The organism is Nocardia spumae, from assembly GCF_020733635.1.
Classification (GTDB): Bacteria; Actinomycetota; Actinomycetes; order Mycobacteriales; family Mycobacteriaceae; genus Nocardia; species Nocardia spumae.
The window spans coordinates 5,806,822-5,825,015 of sequence record NZ_JAJFZL010000001.1; the positions used below are offsets into that span (position 1 = coordinate 5,806,822).

General features: G+C 65.3%; 13 protein-coding genes and 2 rRNA genes. 4 read left to right on the forward strand and 11 right to left on the reverse strand.

Annotated features, from left to right (window positions below; genetic code table 11):
• Positions 1–50: 50 nt before the first annotated feature.
• Complete coding sequence (gene glgP, locus LKD76_RS25830) at positions 51–2,636, reverse strand: alpha-glucan family phosphorylase (RefSeq protein ID WP_227984014.1); 2,586 nt, start codon at positions 2,634–2,636, stop codon at positions 51–53.
• 93 nt (positions 2,637–2,729) lie between these two features.
• Entirely contained in the window at positions 2,730–3,491 is a 762-nt protein-coding gene (locus tag LKD76_RS25835; protein ID WP_227984015.1) for a dienelactone hydrolase family protein, read from the reverse strand.
• Positions 3,492–3,663: 172 nt separating this feature from the next.
• Between LKD76_RS25835 and LKD76_RS25840 the strand changes: the two genes are divergently transcribed.
• Positions 3,664–5,667, forward strand: a complete 2,004-nt coding sequence (locus LKD76_RS25840) for an alpha-1,4-glucan--maltose-1-phosphate maltosyltransferase (protein WP_227984016.1) — start codon at positions 3,664–3,666, stop codon at positions 5,665–5,667.
• A 34-nt stretch (positions 5,668–5,701) separates the two neighbouring features.
• Positions 5,702–7,900, forward strand: coding sequence for a 1,4-alpha-glucan branching protein GlgB (gene glgB, locus LKD76_RS25845; RefSeq protein ID WP_227984017.1), 2,199 nt, complete (start codon positions 5,702–5,704; stop codon positions 7,898–7,900).
• On the opposite strand, the gene LKD76_RS25850 is transcribed toward glgB, so the two are convergent.
• The 4 genes from LKD76_RS25850 to LKD76_RS25865 all read right to left on the reverse strand — a co-directional run bounded on the left by LKD76_RS25850 (position 7,855) and on the right by LKD76_RS25865 (position 10,808).
• Positions 7,855–8,223, reverse strand: coding sequence for an SSI family serine proteinase inhibitor (locus tag LKD76_RS25850; protein WP_227984018.1), 369 nt, complete (start codon positions 8,221–8,223; stop codon positions 7,855–7,857). The two genes, glgB and LKD76_RS25850, sit on opposite strands and share 46 nt — an antisense overlap.
• A gap of 53 nt (positions 8,224–8,276) precedes the next feature.
• Complete coding sequence (locus LKD76_RS25855) at positions 8,277–9,125, reverse strand: tetratricopeptide repeat protein (RefSeq protein ID WP_227985401.1); 849 nt, start codon at positions 9,123–9,125, stop codon at positions 8,277–8,279.
• Between the two features lie 61 nt (positions 9,126–9,186).
• Complete coding sequence (locus tag LKD76_RS25860) at positions 9,187–9,540, reverse strand: DUF3817 domain-containing protein (RefSeq protein ID WP_227984019.1); 354 nt, start codon at positions 9,538–9,540, stop codon at positions 9,187–9,189.
• Between the two features lie 86 nt (positions 9,541–9,626).
• Positions 9,627–10,808: an acetyl-CoA C-acetyltransferase gene (locus LKD76_RS25865; RefSeq protein WP_227984020.1), complete on the reverse strand. Its 1,182-nt coding sequence runs from the start codon at positions 10,806–10,808 to the stop codon at positions 9,627–9,629.
• Between the two features lie 109 nt (positions 10,809–10,917).
• On the opposite strand from LKD76_RS25865, the gene mce reads away from it, so the two are divergent.
• Together mce and LKD76_RS25875 are read left to right on the forward strand one after the other, a co-directional pair.
• On the forward strand, positions 10,918–11,388 hold the full coding sequence (mce, locus tag LKD76_RS25870) for a methylmalonyl-CoA epimerase (protein WP_227984021.1): 471 nt from the start codon (positions 10,918–10,920) through the stop codon (positions 11,386–11,388).
• 86 nt (positions 11,389–11,474) lie between these two features.
• A complete protein-coding gene (locus LKD76_RS25875; protein WP_227985402.1) occupies positions 11,475–12,467 on the forward strand; it encodes a coiled-coil domain-containing protein in 993 nt (330 codons plus the stop codon).
• A gap of 124 nt (positions 12,468–12,591) precedes the next feature.
• Here the strand turns inward: LKD76_RS25875 and LKD76_RS25880 are convergent, their stop codons facing one another.
• The 5 genes from LKD76_RS25880 to LKD76_RS25900 form a co-directional block, all read right to left on the reverse strand.
• Positions 12,592–12,897 carry an Rv1322 family protein gene (locus LKD76_RS25880; RefSeq protein WP_227984022.1) on the reverse strand — a complete coding sequence of 102 codons (306 nt, stop codon included), beginning with the start codon at positions 12,895–12,897 and terminating at the stop codon, positions 12,592–12,594.
• Positions 12,898–12,903: 6 nt separating this feature from the next.
• On the reverse strand, positions 12,904–13,593 hold the full coding sequence (gene nucS / locus LKD76_RS25885; protein WP_227984023.1) for an endonuclease NucS: 690 nt from the start codon (positions 13,591–13,593) through the stop codon (positions 12,904–12,906).
• Between the two features lie 46 nt (positions 13,594–13,639).
• Positions 13,640–14,383, reverse strand: coding sequence for a rhomboid-like protein (locus tag LKD76_RS25890; protein WP_227984024.1), 744 nt, complete (start codon positions 14,381–14,383; stop codon positions 13,640–13,642).
• A gap of 260 nt (positions 14,384–14,643) precedes the next feature.
• Positions 14,644–14,760: ribosomal RNA gene (gene rrf, locus LKD76_RS25895) — 5S ribosomal RNA — on the reverse strand.
• Between the two features lie 122 nt (positions 14,761–14,882).
• Positions 14,883–17,998: ribosomal RNA gene (locus LKD76_RS25900) — 23S ribosomal RNA — on the reverse strand.
• Between the last annotated feature and the right edge of the window lie 196 nt (positions 17,999–18,194).

Here is an 18,194-nt window from a genome sequence, read left to right on the forward strand (position 1 = left end):
TGGCGGACCGGCCTTGCCGATGCCTTGGGAAATCCCAGTGGGGCCGGACGCTACGGGCTCGCCGCCGCGATCAGGCCCAGTTCCGCACTGCCGGAGAGCAGTCGGTGCCGGGGCAGGATCCGCACCGTGTATCCGACCGCCCCCGACCGGGGAACCGGCGTGGTCACCGCGAACAGCTCGGTACCGGAATCCGTTGCGGTGTGGTTCATCTCGACGACGACGGTGTCGACCAGTTCGTCGTCGGCGGACACCCGGCCCAGTACGGCCTGGACGACGACCTCCGCGGTGGACAGCCCCGCGAGGTCGACCCGCGCCCGTAGCGACAGTTCGGCGCCGATCACCGGGATATCGGGCAGACCCGAACTGTCGACCTGCACGACCTTCACCTGCGGCCAGGCCGAGTCGACGCGGCGGCGGAACTCCGCCAGCTCGCGCGCACCGGCGAAATCGTCCTCGGCCACCGCGGCATACGACGCGGCGGCCGGGATGTAGTAGCCGGTCGTGTAGTCCCGCACCATCCGCGAGGCCAGCACCTTCGGTCCGAGCGTGCGCAGTGTGTGACGGACCATCTCCAGCCAGCGCACCGGCAGGCCGGTGTCGTCACGTTCGTAGAATCGCGGCAGCACCGAACGCTGCAGCATCTCGTAGAGCGCCGCCGCTTCCAGATCGTCGCGGCGATGTTCGTCGCGCACCCCGTCGGCGGTCGGAATGGCCCAGCCGTTGTCCCCGTCGTACATCTCGTCCCACCAGCCGTCGCGGATGGACAGATTCAGTCCACCGTTGAGCGCGGCCTTCATCCCCGAGGTGCCGCAGGCCTCGAGCGGGCGCAGCGGATTGTTCAGCCACACATCGCAACCCCAGTACAGATACCGGGCCATCGACATGTCGTAATCGGGCAGGAAGACGATGCGATGGCGCACCGCCGGATCGTCGGCGAACCGTACGACCTGCTGGATGAGCGCCTTCCCCCCGTCGTCGGCGGGATGACTCTTACCGGCGACCACCAGCTGGACCGGCCGCTGCGGATCGAGCAGCAGCGCCCGCAAGCGGTCCGGATCGCGCAGCATCAGAGTGAGCCGTTTGTAGGTGGGGACCCGCCGCGCGAAGCCCACGGTCAGCACATCGGGATCGAAAACCTCGTCCACCCAGCCCAATTCGGCCGGTGCGGCACCGCGTTCGAGCCAGGATTCCCGCAGCCGGCGGCGCACCTCGGCCACCAGCACCGCCCGCAGGGTGGCGCGGGTGGACCACAGTTGGCGCGGATCCACCGCCCGCAGTTGTTCCCAGCCGCGCGCCTCGGCGACCAGTTCGGGACCCACCAGTTCGCGCGCCTTGTCGAGCCATTCACGTGCCGCCCAGGTCGGTGCGTGCACACCGTTGGTCACCGACCCGATCGGGACGTCGGCGGCATCGAATCCGGGCCACAGCGGCGCGAACATGGCCCGGCTGACCTCACCGTGCAATATCGATACGCCGTTGGCGCGCTGAGCGAGTCGCAAACCCAGGTGCGCCATGTTGAAGACCGACGGATCGGCCTCTCGCCCCAGTGCGAGAATGCGATCCACCGAAATACCCGGCAGCAGTGGCGATTCGCGATCACCGTGGGTGCCGCCGAAATACCGGCGCACGAGCGCGGCGGCGAAGCGATCGATCCCGGCGGGCACCGGAGTGTGGGTGGTGAAGACCGTCGCCGCGCGCACGGCGGTGAGTGCGGAGTCGAAATCCATTCCGCCCGACATATATTCGCGAATCCGCTCGATACCGAGGAATCCGGCGTGGCCCTCGTTCATATGCCACACATCCGGATCCGGCACACCGCGCGCACGGGTGTAAGCGCGCACCGCGCGCACTCCGCCGATACCGGCCAGAATCTCCTGTTTGATGCGATGATCCTGATCGCCGCCGTAGAGCCGGTCCGTCACCGCCCGCAACTCCGGATCGTTGTCGGCGATATCGGAATCCAGCAGCAGCAACGGAATTCGTCCGACCTGCGCGATCCACACCTGTGCCCGCAGCACCCGTCCCTCGGGCATCGGCACATGAATGAGAACCGGCGCGCCCTCCTCGGCGAGCAGCCGCAACGGCAGCCCTTGCGGGTCGAGGTCGGGATAGCGTTCGGCCTGCCAGCCGTCGGCGGTGAGCGACTGCCGGAAATAGCCGGACCGATACAGCAGTCCGACCCCGATCAGCGGCAACCCCAGATCGGAGGCGGCCTTCAGATGGTCACCGGCCAGAATCCCCAGCCCGCCGGAATAATTCGGCAGCACCTCGGTGACACCGAATTCCATAGAGAAGTACGCGATACCACTCGGCGCCGGGCCGTCCGCCTCGCCCTCGGCCCGGTCACCGAACCACCGCGGCCGGGTCAGATAGTCCTGCAGATCGGCGGCGGCGTCGTCGACGGTCCGCACATAGTCCGGATCGCCGGCCCATTCGTCGAGCCGCTCGGCGGCGACCTCACCCAGCATCCGCACCGGATCACGGCCTACCCGCGACCACAGTTCGGGATCCAGCCTCGCGAACACGTCCTGCGTAGGTCCATGCCACGACCACCGCAGATTGGCGGCCAGTTCACCGAGAGCGGCGAGCCGCTGCGGGAGATGGGCACGGACGGTGAATCGACGCAATGCCTTCACCGGGTAGACCCTACACGCCGGCCCCGGTCGGCACGCCGGGCGCCGAGCCGGTCCCAGCGCGCTGACCTGGAGCGGAAGGTGCCGCAGCCGAGCCTATCGGCGCAGTGTGCGGTCGAGCAGGTCCAGCAGTTCGCGCCGGTGACGCTCGTCGGCCTCCCGGTCGTAGGCCGCGGTGTCGGCTTGGGTGTAGCCGTGGTGCGCACCGGGATAGACCTCGGCGCGGTAGCGGAGCCCGGACGCGGCGAGCACCTTGTCGAAGCTCTCGATCTGCTCGGGCGGCAGCGACCGATCCTGATCGGCGTGGCCGAAATACATTTCCGCCGAGGCACTCTCGATGGACAGGTGCGGGCTGTCGGCTCCGTCGACCAGCAGGCCCCCGGTGTGGAATCCGGCCGCGGCGGCGATCCGGTCACCGAGCGCCCCGGCGGTGTAGACCGCCAGGCGGCCGCCCATGCAGTATCCGGCCGTCGCGACCGGGCCGGCGGCCGTGTGCTCGAAGCCCGTCAGCCAGTCGACATAGGCGCCCGCGTCACGGACGGCCACCTCACGGGTGAGCTCCCGGAGCATCGGGACGAGCTTGCCGAACAGGTCCGGCCGCTCCTGCGGATCGATGAATTCGGGCAGCTCGATCACGGGCGCCCGGCCGTGCCGGTAGAAGACATTCGGGACCAGCACCGTATATCCCGCCGCGGCGAAATCGTCGGCCAGCGCCCGCAGGCTGGGACGCAATCCGAAGGCGTCCATATACAGCAGCACACCGGGGTACTTCCCGCCCTCCGCGGGATAGGTGACGTACGCGTCGGCGACACCGTCGGGTGTCGTGATCTCCACGGTCTGCCCCTGCACTGCTGTCATGCGAGATTCCCTTCTGCTCTACGGACGCGTCCACGACCACCGTATGCGTCGAAAAGACATCGGATTCGAAACGGAACCAACGCCCCGGAAAGTCTGCCACGACGGTCGCCGCCCCGCAATCACGGCGCCGCGTGTTCGTGATCGCCCGCGCACTACCGGTACGGTTGGTCCCGTGACCGGTCGCATCGCCATCGATGACACCGCCCCGGCCGTAGCGGGCGGATATCCGGCCAAGGCCGCGGTCGGTGAGGTGTTCCCCGTCCGGGCAGTGGTGTGGCGCGAGGGACACGACCCGGTCGCCGCCACGCTCGCGGTGCGCGGGCCCGGCGGCGGCCGAACTCAGCGGATCCGCATGGCCCCGGAGTACGAGCCGGACGTGTTCAACGCCGTCTTCACCCCGAATACGCCGGGGCTGTGGACCTTTCGGGTCGAGGGCTGGGGGGATCCGATCGCCGGCTGGCGTGCCGCGGTGGAGGCGAAACTGGCGGTCGGGCAGAGCGCCACCGATCTGGCCAACGACCTCGAACTCGGTGCACGGCTGTTCGATCGGGCCGCACAGGCGGTGCCGAAGCGCCAATGGGAGAAGTTGCGCGCCGCCGCCGCCGCCCTTCGTGGCGACGCGCAACTACCGGCCCGCGTCGCACCCGCGTTCAGCGCCGAGGTCGGCGAGATCCTGCGGACGACACCGCTGCGCGACCTGGTGACCCGCGGCCCCGCCCACACCGTCCTGGTCGAGCGGCGACGAGCACTGGTCGGGTCCTGGTACGAATTCTTTCCGCGCTCCACCGGCGGCCGGGACGCCGAGGGCACCGCGATCCACGGCACCTTCGCCACCGCGCGCCGGGAACTGCCACGCATCGCCGCCATGGGCTTCGACGTCGTGTACCTCCCGCCGATACATCCCATCGGGACGATCAATCGCAAGGGCCCCAACAATTCTCTGACCTGCGAAACCGGCGATGTCGGATCGCCGTGGGCGATCGGATCGGCCGAAGGCGGCCACGACGCCATCCACCCGTTGCTGGGCACCGAAGCGGACTTCGTCGACTTCGTGGACGCCGCAACCGAACTGGGCCTCGAGGTGGCGCTGGATCTGGCCCTGCAGTGCGCACCCGACCACCCGTGGGTGGACAGCCATCCCGAATGGTTCACCACCCTGCCCGACGGCACCATCGCGTTCGCGGAGAATCCGCCGAAGAAGTACCAGGACATCTACCCCCTGGATTTCGACAACGACCCCGACGGGCTGTACGCGGCGGTGCTGGGCGTGGTCCGGCATTGGATCGGGCTGGGCGTCAAGATCTTCCGGGTCGACAACCCGCACACCAAACCCGCCGACTTCTGGGAGTGGCTGATCGCCCAGGTCCGCCGCACCGATCCGGATGTGATCTTCCTGTCCGAGGCGTTCACGGTGCCGGCGCGGCTCTACGGACTCGCGCGGCGCGGATTCTCGCAGTCCTATACCTATTTCACCTGGCGCACCGCCGGCCACGAACTGGCCGAATTCGCCCGCGAGCTCGCGGCGAAGGCCGATGAGGCCCGGCCCAACCTGTTCGTCAACACCCCGGACATCCTGCACGAGAGCCTGCAGCACGGCGGGCCCGGCATGTTCGCGGTGCGCGCCGTGCTGGCCGCGACACTGGGCCCGAGCTGGGGCGTGTACTCCGGATTCGAACTGTTCGAACACCAGGCCGTCGGCGCCGGCAGCGAAGAGTATCTCGATTCGGAGAAATATCAGCTGCGGCCCCGGCGATTCGCCGAAGCGGCGGCCCGCGGTGAATCGCTGGAACCGTTCATCACCCGGCTCAACGAGATCCGGCGGGCCCACCCCGCGCTACAGCAGTTGCGCTGCATCACCTTTCACCAGGTCGACAACCCGGCACTACTGGCCTACTCGAAGGTCGATCCCGGCTCCGGCGATGCCGTCCTGGTCGTGGTGAACCTCAACCCGTTCGGCGCCGAGGACGGGATGATCTCACTGGATATGCCTGCCATCGGGCGGGAATGGCACGATCGTCCATCGGTCTACGACGAGATCAGCGGCGAGGAATACCACTGGGCTCAAACCAATTACGTGCGCCTGGATCCGGTCCGGGCGCCGGCGCATATCCTCGTCCTCCCGGCCGTATCGGCGGCCGAGCGAACCGAACTGGCCTACCGCAGGACGTTCCGATGATCGGCCGCGTGACGGCGGTGCGGCGGCCGCGCCGATGAATCGGCGCGATCTGATGCTCCTGGCAGCCGGCACCCACACCGATCCGCACACCGTGCTCGGCGCCCATCCACATCCGCGCGGCACCGTCATCAGGACGCTGCGACCGCACGCCGATACGGTGGCGGCCCGCATCGGCGGCGTCGACCATCCCCTGGATCACATCGGGCACGGGGTCTTCGAGGGTGTTGTCGAATTCGCGGAGCTGTGGGACTACCGCCTGGTGGTGTCGTATCCGGGCGCGCGGACGGTGCTCACCGCCGACGGGTACCGCTTCCTGCCGACCCTGGGTGAGCTCGATCTACATCTGCTCGGCGAGGGACGTCATCAACGCCTCTGGCAGGTGCTCGGCGCCCATCCACAGCGATACACCACCCTCGACGGCGTGGTGACGGGCACCGCCTTCGCGGTGTGGGCTCCACATGCGCGCGGTGTCACCGTCTTCGGCGATTTCGACGGCTGGGGCGGGACGAGCACGCCGATGCGGCGGCTCGGTTCATCGGGGGTGTGGGAGGTCTTCGTCCCCGGCGTCGAACCCGGTACGCGCTACAAATACCGCATTCACGGCGCCGACGGCCGCACCGCCGACCACGCAGATCCACTGGCCTTCGCCACCGAGGTCCCGCCCGCCACCGCCTCCGTCGTCACCGAGAGCACCTACGAGTGGCGCGATCGGCAGTGGTGCGCCGCGCGTGCCGAGCGCGATCCCACGCGGGCGCCGATGAGTATCTACGAGTTGCATCTGGGTTCGTGGCGGCCCGGCACGGACTACCGGGCCGCGGCGGAGGAGCTCGCGGAATACGTTCGGGCACTGGGATTCACGCATATCGAACTGCTGCCCGTCGCCGAGCACCCCTTCGGCGGATCCTGGGGCTACCAGGTCACCTCCTACTACGCACCGACCGCACGCTTCGGATCCCCCGACGATTTCCGGGCCTTCGTCGACCATCTGCACAGCCGCGGTATCGGCGTGATCCTGGACTGGGTTCCCGGCCACTTTCCCCGCGACGAGTGGGCACTGGCCCGCTTCGACGGCACCCCGCTCTACGAACATGCCGACCCCCGGCGTGGTGAGCAATTGGAGTGGGGCACCTACGTTTTCGACTACGGGCGCAACGAGGTGCGCAACTTCCTGGTCGCCAACGCGCGGTTCTGGATCGAGGAATTCCATATCGACGGACTGCGCGTCGACGCCGTCGCCTCCATGCTCTACCTGGACTATTCGCGACCGCCCGGCGGCTGGGAGCCCAATATCCACGGCGGCCGTGAGAATCTGGAGGCGGTGGCCTTCCTACGGGAGATGAACGCCGCGGTGCACACCCACCATCCGGGTGTGGTCACCATCGCCGAGGAGTCCACCACCTGGCCCGGCGTCACCCGCTCCACCGATGTCGGCGGCCTCGGCTTCACGCTCAAATGGAATATGGGCTGGATGCACGACACGCTCGGCTACCTCGGCCACGATCAGGTGCACCGCAGCTGGCACCACAGCGAGATCACCTTCTCGGTGGTCTACGCCTGGAGCGAGAACTTTCTGCTGCCGATCAGCCACGACGAGGTCGTGCACGGCAAGGGCACGCTGTGGACGCGGATGCCGGGTGACGATTACGCCAAGGCCTGCGGTGTGCGGGCGCTACTGGCTTATATGTGGGCGCATCCGGGCAAGCAGCTGTTGTTCATGGGCCAGGAGTTCGGGCAGTTCCGCGAGTGGTCCCACGATCGCGGCCTGGACTGGGACGAACTGGCCAACCCGCTGCACGCCGGCATCCGGCTGCTGGTCACCGATCTCAACACCGTCTACCGCACGTATCCCGCCCTGTGGACCCTGGACACCTCACCCGGCGGTTACGCCTGGATCGAGGCCGACGACCACACCAACAACGTGGTGGCCTTCCTGCGCTACGGCAGTGACGGCTCGGTGGTGGCGTGCGCCGTCAACTTCTCCGGTGTCGAGCAGCGCGGGTACCGGATCGGATTGCCCGTCGCGGGCCGCTGGCGGGAGATCCTCAATTCCGACGCGACCACCTACGGCGGCAGCGGCACCGGCAACCTCGGTGGGGTCGACGCCACCGAGATGCCCTGGCACGGCAGGCCTTGTTCCGCCGAGTTGGTCCTCGCACCGAACAGCGCGATCTGGCTGACCTCGGACTCTCAGAACCTCCAGGGCGCCGGCAGATCGGGAACGACACATCCGTAGGTGCGCTCGACCGAGACCGGCGTAGCCCGCACGGTGCCGTGCGCGCGCAGTTCCACCGGGTAGTAGCGGAAGCACCGGACACCGGAATCCGAATCGGGCAGGACCAGTTCGGCGTCGGCCAGATATGCGCACGCACCCGCCGGATCGGGATGTGAACCGCCGACCGGATCGCAGGTCAGGGTCACGGTCCGGGGCGCGCGATCCGGTTCGGTACGGGTGAAGACCACACTGGTGGTGCTGTCGCCCGCGGCGGCGCTGCCCGCGGGCACCAGCACGGCCGCCGCGCATATCGCGCCGACCAGACAACGCATCACCGCGATCACGTGACCTCCGCTCCCATCCCCGCGCCGGTGCCGCCGCGATGGTGGTCCGCCACTCAGTACAGGGCCGTGGCCAGCTTGCGCCGAGCCGCCACCACGATCGGATCGGCGGTGTCGAACAGTTCGAAAAGCTCCACCAGCCGGGAGCGCACCCGGTTCCGATCGTCGCCGGCCGTGCGCTTGATCAGCCCGATCAGTCGATCGAAGGCGGCGTCGGGCTGCTGATTGAACAGTTCGGCGTCGGCGGCGACGAACGCGGCATCGATATCGGCGGGATCGGCGTCGGCGACCGCGATCGCGTCGGCGGGCAGGGACCGGGCGCGGGCGAAGAACCGCACCTGACGCAAGGCCGCCTTGGCCTCCTCATTGGCCGGTTCCGCGGCCAGAATCGCTTCGTAGGCCGCTTCGGCACCGGCGATATCGCCCTGGTCGAGCGCCTCCTCGGCGGCGACGAAACGGGGGTCCTCGGGCGCGGGGGCCTCACCCTGTTCGGCGTCGGCTCCGGGCAGCTTGCCCTGTACGGCATCGACGACCGCGTCGAGCCACTGCTTGACCTGCGCCTCCGGCTGCGCGCCCTGGAAGTCCGCGAGCGGCTGCCCGGCGGCGACCGCGATTACCGTCGGAATCCCCTGCACACCGAAGGCCTGCGCGATGCGCATATTCGGTTCCGCCTCGACGGTGGCCAGTTCCCAGCTGCCCTGGGCCGCGCCGACCAGCCGCTCGAATAGCTTGACCAAATCGACGCTGCCCGGACTGCGCTGGGAGTACAGGACGACGACCACCGGCACCTCGAGCGATCGCCGCAGCACCTTGGTCTCGAAATCGGCCTCGGTGACGGCATGATCGCCCGGGACATCCGTGGCGGCCGGCTGTTTGAGAGCGGACAGATCCACCGCGCCGGACATGGCGGCGGCGACGGCGGGCGAGGGACGACGTGCGGCAGGTCGAGTCACGGCATCCAGTTTGTCACGACGTGGCGGATGCCGTGGCCGGGGTCGGGCTCAGCTCTCCCAATTGTCCGGTCCGGATCGCCCACCGCTCGAACCACACCGAGGTGAACGGCACCACCGACGACACCAGTCCCAGCAGAATCGTCTTACCGGGCCATTCGTATTCACGCCAGGCCAGCAGCAGGCTCACCGCGTAGAGCACGAAGATGAGCCCGTGCAGCATGCCGAACACCATCACCGGCCAGGTGATGGGTTCGGGCAGCCGCTTGAGTACCGACCCCATCAGCAGCAACGCCCACGACGGCGCTTCCAGGAGTCCGAACAGTCGCACTCGCTTGGCCACGGTGCTCACGTCGAAGAATTCGCCCATGAGCACCATTGTGCCGAACGACTACGGAGTGTCGTAGTCGGTGTGGGTCATGCCACACGCCCCGGCCCGCGACCGGTGACGGCCCGTCACACCCGCACGATGAGGGCGTCGCCCTGACCGCCGCCGCCGCACAGCGCCGCGACGCCGACACCGCCGCCGCGCCGCTTCAGTTCCAGCGCCAGGTGCAGCAGGATCCGCGCGCCCGACATGCCGAGCGGGTGGCCGATCGCGATAGCGCCACCGTTGACGTTGACCTTCTCCGGATCGATGCCCAGCTTGCGGGTCGAAGCGATGCCTACCGCGGCGAACGCCTCGTTGATCTCCACCAGATCCAGATCGGCAGGCGAAATACCCTCTTTCGCACAGGCTTTCGCGATCGCGTTGGCCGGCTGCTCCTGCAGTGTGGAATCCGGACCGGCCACCACACCCGCGGCGCCGATCTCGGCGATCCAGCTCAGGCCCAGCGCTTGCGCCTTCTCCTTGCTCATCACGACCACCGCGGCCGCGCCGTCGGAGATCTGTGACGCCGTACCGGCGGTGATGGTGCCGTCCTTCGCGAACGCCGGACGCAGCTTGGACAGCGACTCCACGGTCGTATCCGCGCGGATGCCCTCGTCCTCGGCGACCACGATCGGGTCGCCCTTGCGCTGCGGCACCGACACCGGCGCCACCTCGTCGGCGAACACACCGTTCTTCCAGGCCGCCGCGGCCTTCTGATGGGAGGCGGCCGCGAACGCGTCCTGCTCGGCGCGGCCGATACCGTCACCGGCGTTGCGCGACTCGGTCAGCGCACCCATCGCCTGATCGGTGAAGATGTCGTGCAGCCCGTCGTAGGCCATGTGGTCACGCAGCGTCACATCGCCGTATTTGAAACCCTGGCGGCTCTTCTCCAGCATATGCGGGGCCTGGCTCATCGACTCCTGCCCACCGGCCACCACGACCTCGTACTCACCGGCACGAATCAGCTGATCCGCCAAGGCGATAGCGTTGATACCGGACAAACACACCTTGTTCAGTGTCAACGCCGGCACATCCATCGAAATACCACCCGCGACCGCCGCCTGCCGAGCCGGAATCTGCCCGGCACCCGCGGTCAGCACCTGACCCATGATCACGTAATCGACCAGCTCGGGCGATACTCCGCCCTTCTCCAGCGCCGCCTTGATCGCGAATCCACCCAGATCCGACCCGGAGAACCCGGACAGCCCACCGAGCAGCCGGCCGACGGGCGTACGAGCACCGGAGACGATGACAGAGGTGGTGGCCACGATGAACCTCGCTTCTCGAATTCGGGGACGGCGCAGCGGCCGCTCTCGTACTCAACGGTAACCCGTGCCGTCCCGGTAGCTCCATACAGGTGCGCGCTACCTTCGAAGGGTGAGCAATACCGATACGTCCGCTTTCATCCCCGCCGACTACGTGATCGCCGTCGACCATGTCGGCGTCGCCGTACCCGACCTCGACACCGCGGTCGCCTGGTACTCCGACAATCTCGGCATGGTCGAGACGCACCGTGAGGTCAATGAGGCCCAGGGTGTGCACGAGGCGATGCTGTCGCTGCCCGGCGCCGGCGACGACGCCACTGCTCTGCAGTTGCTGGCCCCGCTCAACGAAGAGTCGACAATCGCCAAGTTCATCGACCGCAACGGCCCGGGATTGCAGCAACTGGCCTACCGCGTCACCGATATCGATGCCGTGGCAACCTTTCTGCGAGGCCGCGGCATCCGTTTGCTGTACGAGGCACCGCGCTCGGGCACCGCGAACTCCCGGATCAACTTCGTACATCCGAAGGATGCTGGCGGTGTGCTCATCGAACTCGTCGAACCGGCCGCGAATCCTACTCACTAGTACCGGAATCCGACGACGGAAACAGTTCGTAACGACATTCGCAGTCGACTCACCATGGTGGGTCGACAGGCTGTAGTTTGTGGGGCATGTCGTCCACTGAGCCCGATCGCAATCGCTTCGTCGCGTTGCCCTTCACGGTAGTCCGTAAAGGCTACGACCGTGACGAAGTACGCAATTACTTCGACCGCTTCGATGCCGAGCTGAGGGTCACCGCAACAGATCGCGATGCCGCCGCCGCTCAGGCCCGCAACCTGGCCGCCCAGCTGGAGGACGCCCGCGACGAGATCGACGAGCTTCGCAAGGAAGTCGATCGCCTGTCGGTTCCGCCCACCACCGCGGAAGGCATGAGCGATCGTATTTCCCGGATGCTGCGTTTGGCATCCGACGAGGCGTCCGAAGTCCGCGCGCAGGCGCAGGCCGAGGCCGCCGAGATGATCTCCATCGCGGAGCAGCAGGCCACCGAGATGCGCGGCAAGTACGAGTCGCTGCTGTCGGAGACCAAGGAGAAGCGCGAAGCGCTCGAGGTCGAGTTCGAGCAGACCCTCTCGAACGCGCGCACCGAGTCCGCCAAGATCGTCGAGGCCGCCCAGGCCGATGCCACCCGCATCACCAAGGAAGCCGAGGCCAAGCGCAAGTCCGCACAGCAGGACTTCGAGGCCACGATGGCCGAGAAGCGCACCAAGCTCACCAAGGCCATGGAGGAGCTGGAGGCGTCCAGCCGCGCCGACGCCGCTCAGCGCATCAAAGAGGCCACCGACGAGTCCAACCGTCTGGTTACCTCCGCCACCCAGTCCGCCGATCGCAAGATCGCGCACGCGAAGGAACTGGCCGAGGAGATGCGCGTGCTGCGCGGTCGAGTCCTGGCCCAGCTGTTGGGAATTCGCGGCCAGCTCGATTCCGTTCCGGCCATGCTGGCGGCGGTCAATCGCGAGAGCGAACTGCTCGACGGCGCACCGGAGCAGCGTTCACTGTCCGGTAAGCAGTCCGGTTCCGGCCGGCAGAAGGCCATCCCCGAGGTCAAGGCGGAAGACGAAGAGTCCGTCGACGAAGAGCGCGAAAGCGCCGAAGTCTCGAGCTGACACACGCCACACCCTCAGGGCGACAACTTTTCACTACTCGTTTCGAGGCCGCTCCCGCGCCGCGGGGGCGGCCTTCCCTATATCGTGGGTCGCTGCCTCGCGACGAGAACGACTCGCCGCGCGGTCAGGACCAGCGGCGGGTGATCGTCCGCGTGTGCCGCCCACGCCAGCAACCGGAATGCCAATGGCGACGGTCGTCTTCGCCGCCGTCGGCGGGCCAGGCGACGATATGAGCGGTACCGGCCGGGATTTCGTGATCGCACCCCGGGCACCGGTACGTCTTCACCGCGCGAGAACCCGGAATCGTCCGCACCACATAGCTTTCCGCACCGCCGGGTCCGGATTCCGTGCGGCCGAACACGTCCCCGATCGGCCGCGATTCCCGAGGGAACCGCGACGACGACCGGGGACGGGGCTTACGGCGTGGCACGGCGACTCAGAACAGTCGGAACTCGGAGCTGTCGGTGCCGCGCAAGGCATCGTAATCGAGTGTGACGCAGCGGATCCCGCGATCGGTCGCCAACGTGCGCGCCTGCGGTTTGATCTGCTGAGCGGCGAATACGCCGGCTACCGGCGCCAGTAGCGGATCGCGGTTCAGCAGCTCCAGATAGCGCGTCAGCTGTTCCACACCGTCGATCTCACCGCGACGTTTGATCTCGACCGCCACGGTGGCCCCGGCGGCGTCCCGGCACAGGATATCCACCGGCCCGATCGCGGTCATGTACTCGCGCCGGATCAGCGAATAACCGTCACCGAGGGTGCCGATGTGCTCGGCGAGCAGTTCTTGCAGGTGGGCTTCCACACCGTCCTTGACGAGCCCCGGATCGACACCGAGCTCGTGTTCCGAGTCGTGTTCGATGTTCTCGACGGTGATCCGCAGCTCCTCGCCGGCTTTGTTGGTCACCACCCATAGCCGGGAGTCGTCGGGCACAGCGTCGGGTTCGGCTACGCGCTCCTCCATCCAGCACGGCGGGCTCATCCAATTCAGCGGTTTGTAGGAACCGCCGTCGGAATGCACCAGCACGGAGCCGTCGGCCTTCATCATCAGCAGGCGACGAGCCATCGGGAGATGTGCGGTGAGCCGACCCACGTAATCGACCTGGCAACGAGCAATCACAAGGCGCACCGGTCGAGTTTAGGCCCTGGGCGGGATCGCTTGTGGCGCGGGGCGATCAGCCTACGAGCAGGACGTAACCGAGAAGGGCCGCCACCACGAGCAGCACGGTCTCCACCCAGTTGAGCCGCGGCACTCGGGTGCGTCCGCTGCGCAGCAACAGCCACCCGGTCAGCAGGCCGATGGACAGCGCCAGCAGATGCCCGACATTGGTGAACGTCCGCCCCATCACCACACCGGCCACGGCGACCGCGGCCAAGGAGATGGCCCAGGTGGGCCGCCATTTACTCGGCAGCACGACGATCAGCGATCCGATGACCGCCAGCGCCCCGTAACTGACACCGACGTCCTCGGCGAACGAAATACTGGTGGGCAGCCATTTGACACTCACCGCGATCCACAGCCCACCGGCCACCAGCAGCGTGGCCCCGATGTGCCCGGCGATGAAGATGCGTAGCAGCGACAGCGCACCGAAGCGCCATTCGGCCAGGATGAGCAGACAGACCAGCAGCGGGATGAGCAAGGCCCCCGCGGTGCCGTCCCCGATGACGAACGCACTCGACAGCAGAGTGCCGAAGCGCCCGGCCAGCAGATTGCTGAGATTGGTGCTCGCGTGCTGGATGACTCGAGTCTGCTGCGAATCTCCGAGCACCGACACCAGTACGGTGACCGCGATCAGCAGCGCGCCGTAGCTGTAGGTCATCGGCAGTTTGAAGCGCTCCCGCAATGTCAGGGAACGGCCGACCGAGCCGTGGTCGGACTCCAGTGCTGACGGCGCGGCCGGCTCCTGGAGTAGAACCATGCGGATCACCTTCCGTTACCAGACCGGCACCCAATGCACCGGGGGGACACACTCTCCATGATCCCGATCGATGTCTCGAATGGTGTCAGGCTTACTTAGGAAAGTGCTGTGAATGCGGGAGTACCCAGCCGCATCGATCCTATTCGCCCGAATATGTGGTCCCTCGGTACCGAGGGCCGGCGCGAGGGATCGGCGAAGAAAATGGTCCGGGTATGCGGAAGGCCCCCAACCATCAGGTTGGGGGCCTTCGCGAATGTATGTTCCGGCGGTGTCCTACTCTCCCACACCCTGTCGAGTGCAGTACCATCGGCGCAGGTGGCCTTAGCTTCCGGGTTCGGAATGGGACCGGGCGTTTCCCCACCGCTATAACCGCCGTAACTCTATGAAACTAGACACAGAGAGCCACAACCCTTTCACCCCTCAACAGGGATCCCGGATCAAGTCTCGCTGATATCTGTGTGTTGTTTCAGATACCGCACAGTGGACGCGTAGCAGCTTTGTTGGTAAGTCCTCGGCCTATTAGTACCAGTCACCTACATGCATTACTGCACTTCCAGTTCTGGCCTATCAACCCAATGGTCTGTTGGGGGCCTTACCCCCTCGAGGGGGTGAGAAACCTCATCTTGGAACAGGCTTCCCGCTTAGATGCTTTCAGCGGTTATCCCTTCCGAACGTGGCCAACCAGCCGTGCCCCTGGCGGGACAACTGGCACACCAGAGGTTCGTCCGTCCCGGTCCTCTCGTACTAGGGACAGCCTTCCTCAAGTTTCTAACGCGCGCGGCGGATAGAGACCGAACTGTCTCACGACGTTCTAAACCCAGCTCGCGTGCCGCTTTAATGGGCGAACAGCCCAACCCTTGGGACCTACTCCAGCCCCAGGATGCGACGAGCCGACATCGAGGTGCCAAACCATCCCGTCGATATGGACTCTTGGGGAAGATCAGCCTGTTATCCCCGGGGTACCTTTTATCCGTTGAGCGACACCGCTTCCACTTGCCGGTGCCGGATCACTAGTCCCGACTTTCGTCCCTGCTCGACCTGTCAGTCTCACAGTCAAGCTCCCTTGTGCACTTACACTCAACACCTGATTGCCAACCAGGCTGAGGGAACCTTTGGGCGCCTCCGTTACATTTTGGGAGGCAACCGCCCCAGTTAAACTACCCACCAGGCACTGTCCCTGAACCAGATCATGGCCCGAGGTTAGAGGTCCAATACGACCAGAGTGGTATTTCAACGACGACTCCACGAACACTGGCGTGCCCGCTTCACAGTCTCCCACCTATCCTACACAAACCGTACCGAACACCAATACCAAGCTATAGTGAAGGTCCCGGGGTCTTTTCGTCCTGCCGCGCGTAACGAGCATCTTTACTCGTAATGCAATTTCGCCGAGTCTGTGGTGGAGACAGCAGAGAAGTCGTTACGCCATTCGTGCAGGTCGGAACTTACCCGACAAGGAATTTCGCTACCTTAGGATGGTTATAGTTACCACCGCCGTTTACCGGGGCTTAAATTCTCAGCTTCGCGTCCGAAAACGCTAACCGGTCCTCTTAACCTTCCGGCACCGGGCAGGCGTCAGTCCGTATACATCGTCTTACGACTTCGCACGGACCTGTGTTTTTAGTAAACAGTCGCTTCTCTCTGGTCTCTGCGACCACCCCCAGCTCACGGTGCAAGACCGGTCACCAGACGTGGCCCTCCTTCTCCCGAAGTTACGGAGGTATTTTGCCGAGTTCCTTCACCACAGTTATCTCGATCGCCTTAGTATTCTCTACCTGACCACCTGTGTCGGTTTGGGGTACGGGCCGTGTACCAACTCACTAGAGGCTTTTCTCGGCAGCATAGGATCACTGAATTCACCTCAAACGGCTACGCATCACCTCTCAGGCACATGCTGTGCGGATTTGCCTACACAACGCCCTACAGGCTTACACCCGGTAATCCACCACCGGGCCCAGCTACCTTCCTGCGTCACCCCATCGCTTGACTACTACAGCCAGGGTCGTGCGCAGCCACATCCGGCCTCCCGAAGGAGGTCCATCCGCTTTTGGGCACTTAGCACAACTGATTCGCCATTGGGCGCGGATACACGGGTACGGGAATATCAACCCGTTGTCCATCGACTACGCCTGTCGGCCTCGCCTTAGGTCCCGACTCACCCTGGGCGGATTAACCTGGCCCAGGAACCCTTGGTCATTCGGCGGACGAGTTTCTCACTCGTCTTTCGCTACTCATGCCTGCATTCTCACTCGCGCAGCCTCCACAACTAGGTCACCCCGCTGCTTCCCTGGCTACACGACGCTCCCCTACCCACCCAGTCGACTGGCCCGAAGGCGATCTAATGACTGAGTGCCGCGGCTTCGGCGGTGTACTTGAGCCCCGCTACATTATCGGCGCAGGATCACTTGACCAGTGAGCTATTACGCACTCTTTCAAGGGTGGCTGCTTCTAAGCCAACCTCCTGGTTGTCTCAGCGACCCCACATCCTTTTCCACTTAGTACACGCTTAGGGGCCTTAGCCGGCGATCTGGGCTGTTTCCCTCTCGACTACGAAGCTTATCCCCCGCAGTCTCACTGCCACGCTCTCACACACCGGCATTCGGAGTTTGGCTGACTTCGGTAAGCTTGTGGGCCCCCTAGGCCATCCAGTAGCTCTACCTCCAGTGTGAAACACGTGACGCTGCACCTAAATGCATTTCGGGGAGAACCAGCTATCACGGAGTTTGATTGGCCTTTCACCCCTACCCACAGCTCATCCCCTCAGTTTTCAACCTAAGTGGGTTCGGGCCTCCACGACGTCTTACCGTCGCTTCACCCTGGCCATGGGTAGATCACTCCGCTTCGGGTCCATGACATGCGACTCAAACGCCCTATTCGGACTCGCTTTCGCTACGGCTACCCCACACGGGTTAACCTCGCCACACACCGATGACTCGCAGGCTCATTCTTCAAAAGGCACGCCATCACCCCACCACCCGAAGATGGAAGGCTCTGACGGATTGTAAGCGCACGGTTTCAGGTACTATTTCACTCCCCTCCCGGGGTACTTTTCACCTTTCCCTCACGGTACTAGTCCGCTATCGGTCACCAGGGAGTATTCAGGCTTACCGGGTGGTCCCGGCAGATTCACAGCAGATTTCACGGGCCCGCTGCTACTCGGGTGCCCATCACAGCAGAGAACATGTTTTCGCTTACCGGACTCTCACCGTCTACGGTTGGCCATCCCAGACCAATTCAGCTAACACGAACTTTTCTGACTACTGCTTGGCTCGGCAGAACCAAGAAGATGGGTCCCACAACCCCAAGAACGCAACGCCTGCCGGCTATCACACGCTCCTGGTTTAGCCTCATCCGCTTTCGCTCGCCACTACTCACGGAATCACTCTTGTTTTCTCTTCCTGTGGGTACTGAGATGTTTCACTTCCCCACGTTCCCTCCACACACCCTATATATTCAGGCGCGGGTAACACGACATCACTCGTGCTGGGTTTCCCCATTCGGAAATCCTCGGATCTCAGCTCGGTTGACAGCTCCCCGAGGCTTATCGCAGCCTCCTACGTCCTTCATCGGCTCCTGGTGCCAAGGCATCCACCGTACGCTCTTAAACACTTACTAACAAAGATGCTCGCGTCCACTGTGCAGTTCTCAAACAACACACCCGCATCGAATCGAATTTCACAAGACCGGACCGAAGAAACCTTCGCGGTATCAAGGAAGACCCGAACGGATCGTTTTTTTGCCTGGAAAGAACGTCTGTTCTTTCAGGACCCAACAGTGTGCCGATATATCCACCGCGAGCCGGCCGTCCGAC

Coding starts and splice junctions, on each gene's coding strand:
- LKD76_RS25835 (WP_227984015.1), bottom strand. CDS start 3,491: ATGACAGCAGTGCAGGGGCAGACCGTGGAGATCACGACACCCGACGGT.
- glgB (WP_227984017.1), top strand. CDS start 5,702: ATGAATCGGCGCGATCTGATGCTCCTGGCAGCCGGCACCCACACCGAT.
- LKD76_RS25855 (WP_227985401.1), bottom strand. CDS start 9,125: ATGTCCGGCGCGGTGGATCTGTCCGCTCTCAAACAGCCGGCCGCCACG.
- LKD76_RS25860 (WP_227984019.1), bottom strand. CDS start 9,540: ATGGGCGAATTCTTCGACGTGAGCACCGTGGCCAAGCGAGTGCGACTG.
- LKD76_RS25875 (WP_227985402.1), top strand. CDS start 11,475: ATGTCGTCCACTGAGCCCGATCGCAATCGCTTCGTCGCGTTGCCCTTC.
- LKD76_RS25890 (WP_227984024.1), bottom strand. CDS start 14,383: ATGGTTCTACTCCAGGAGCCGGCCGCGCCGTCAGCACTGGAGTCCGAC.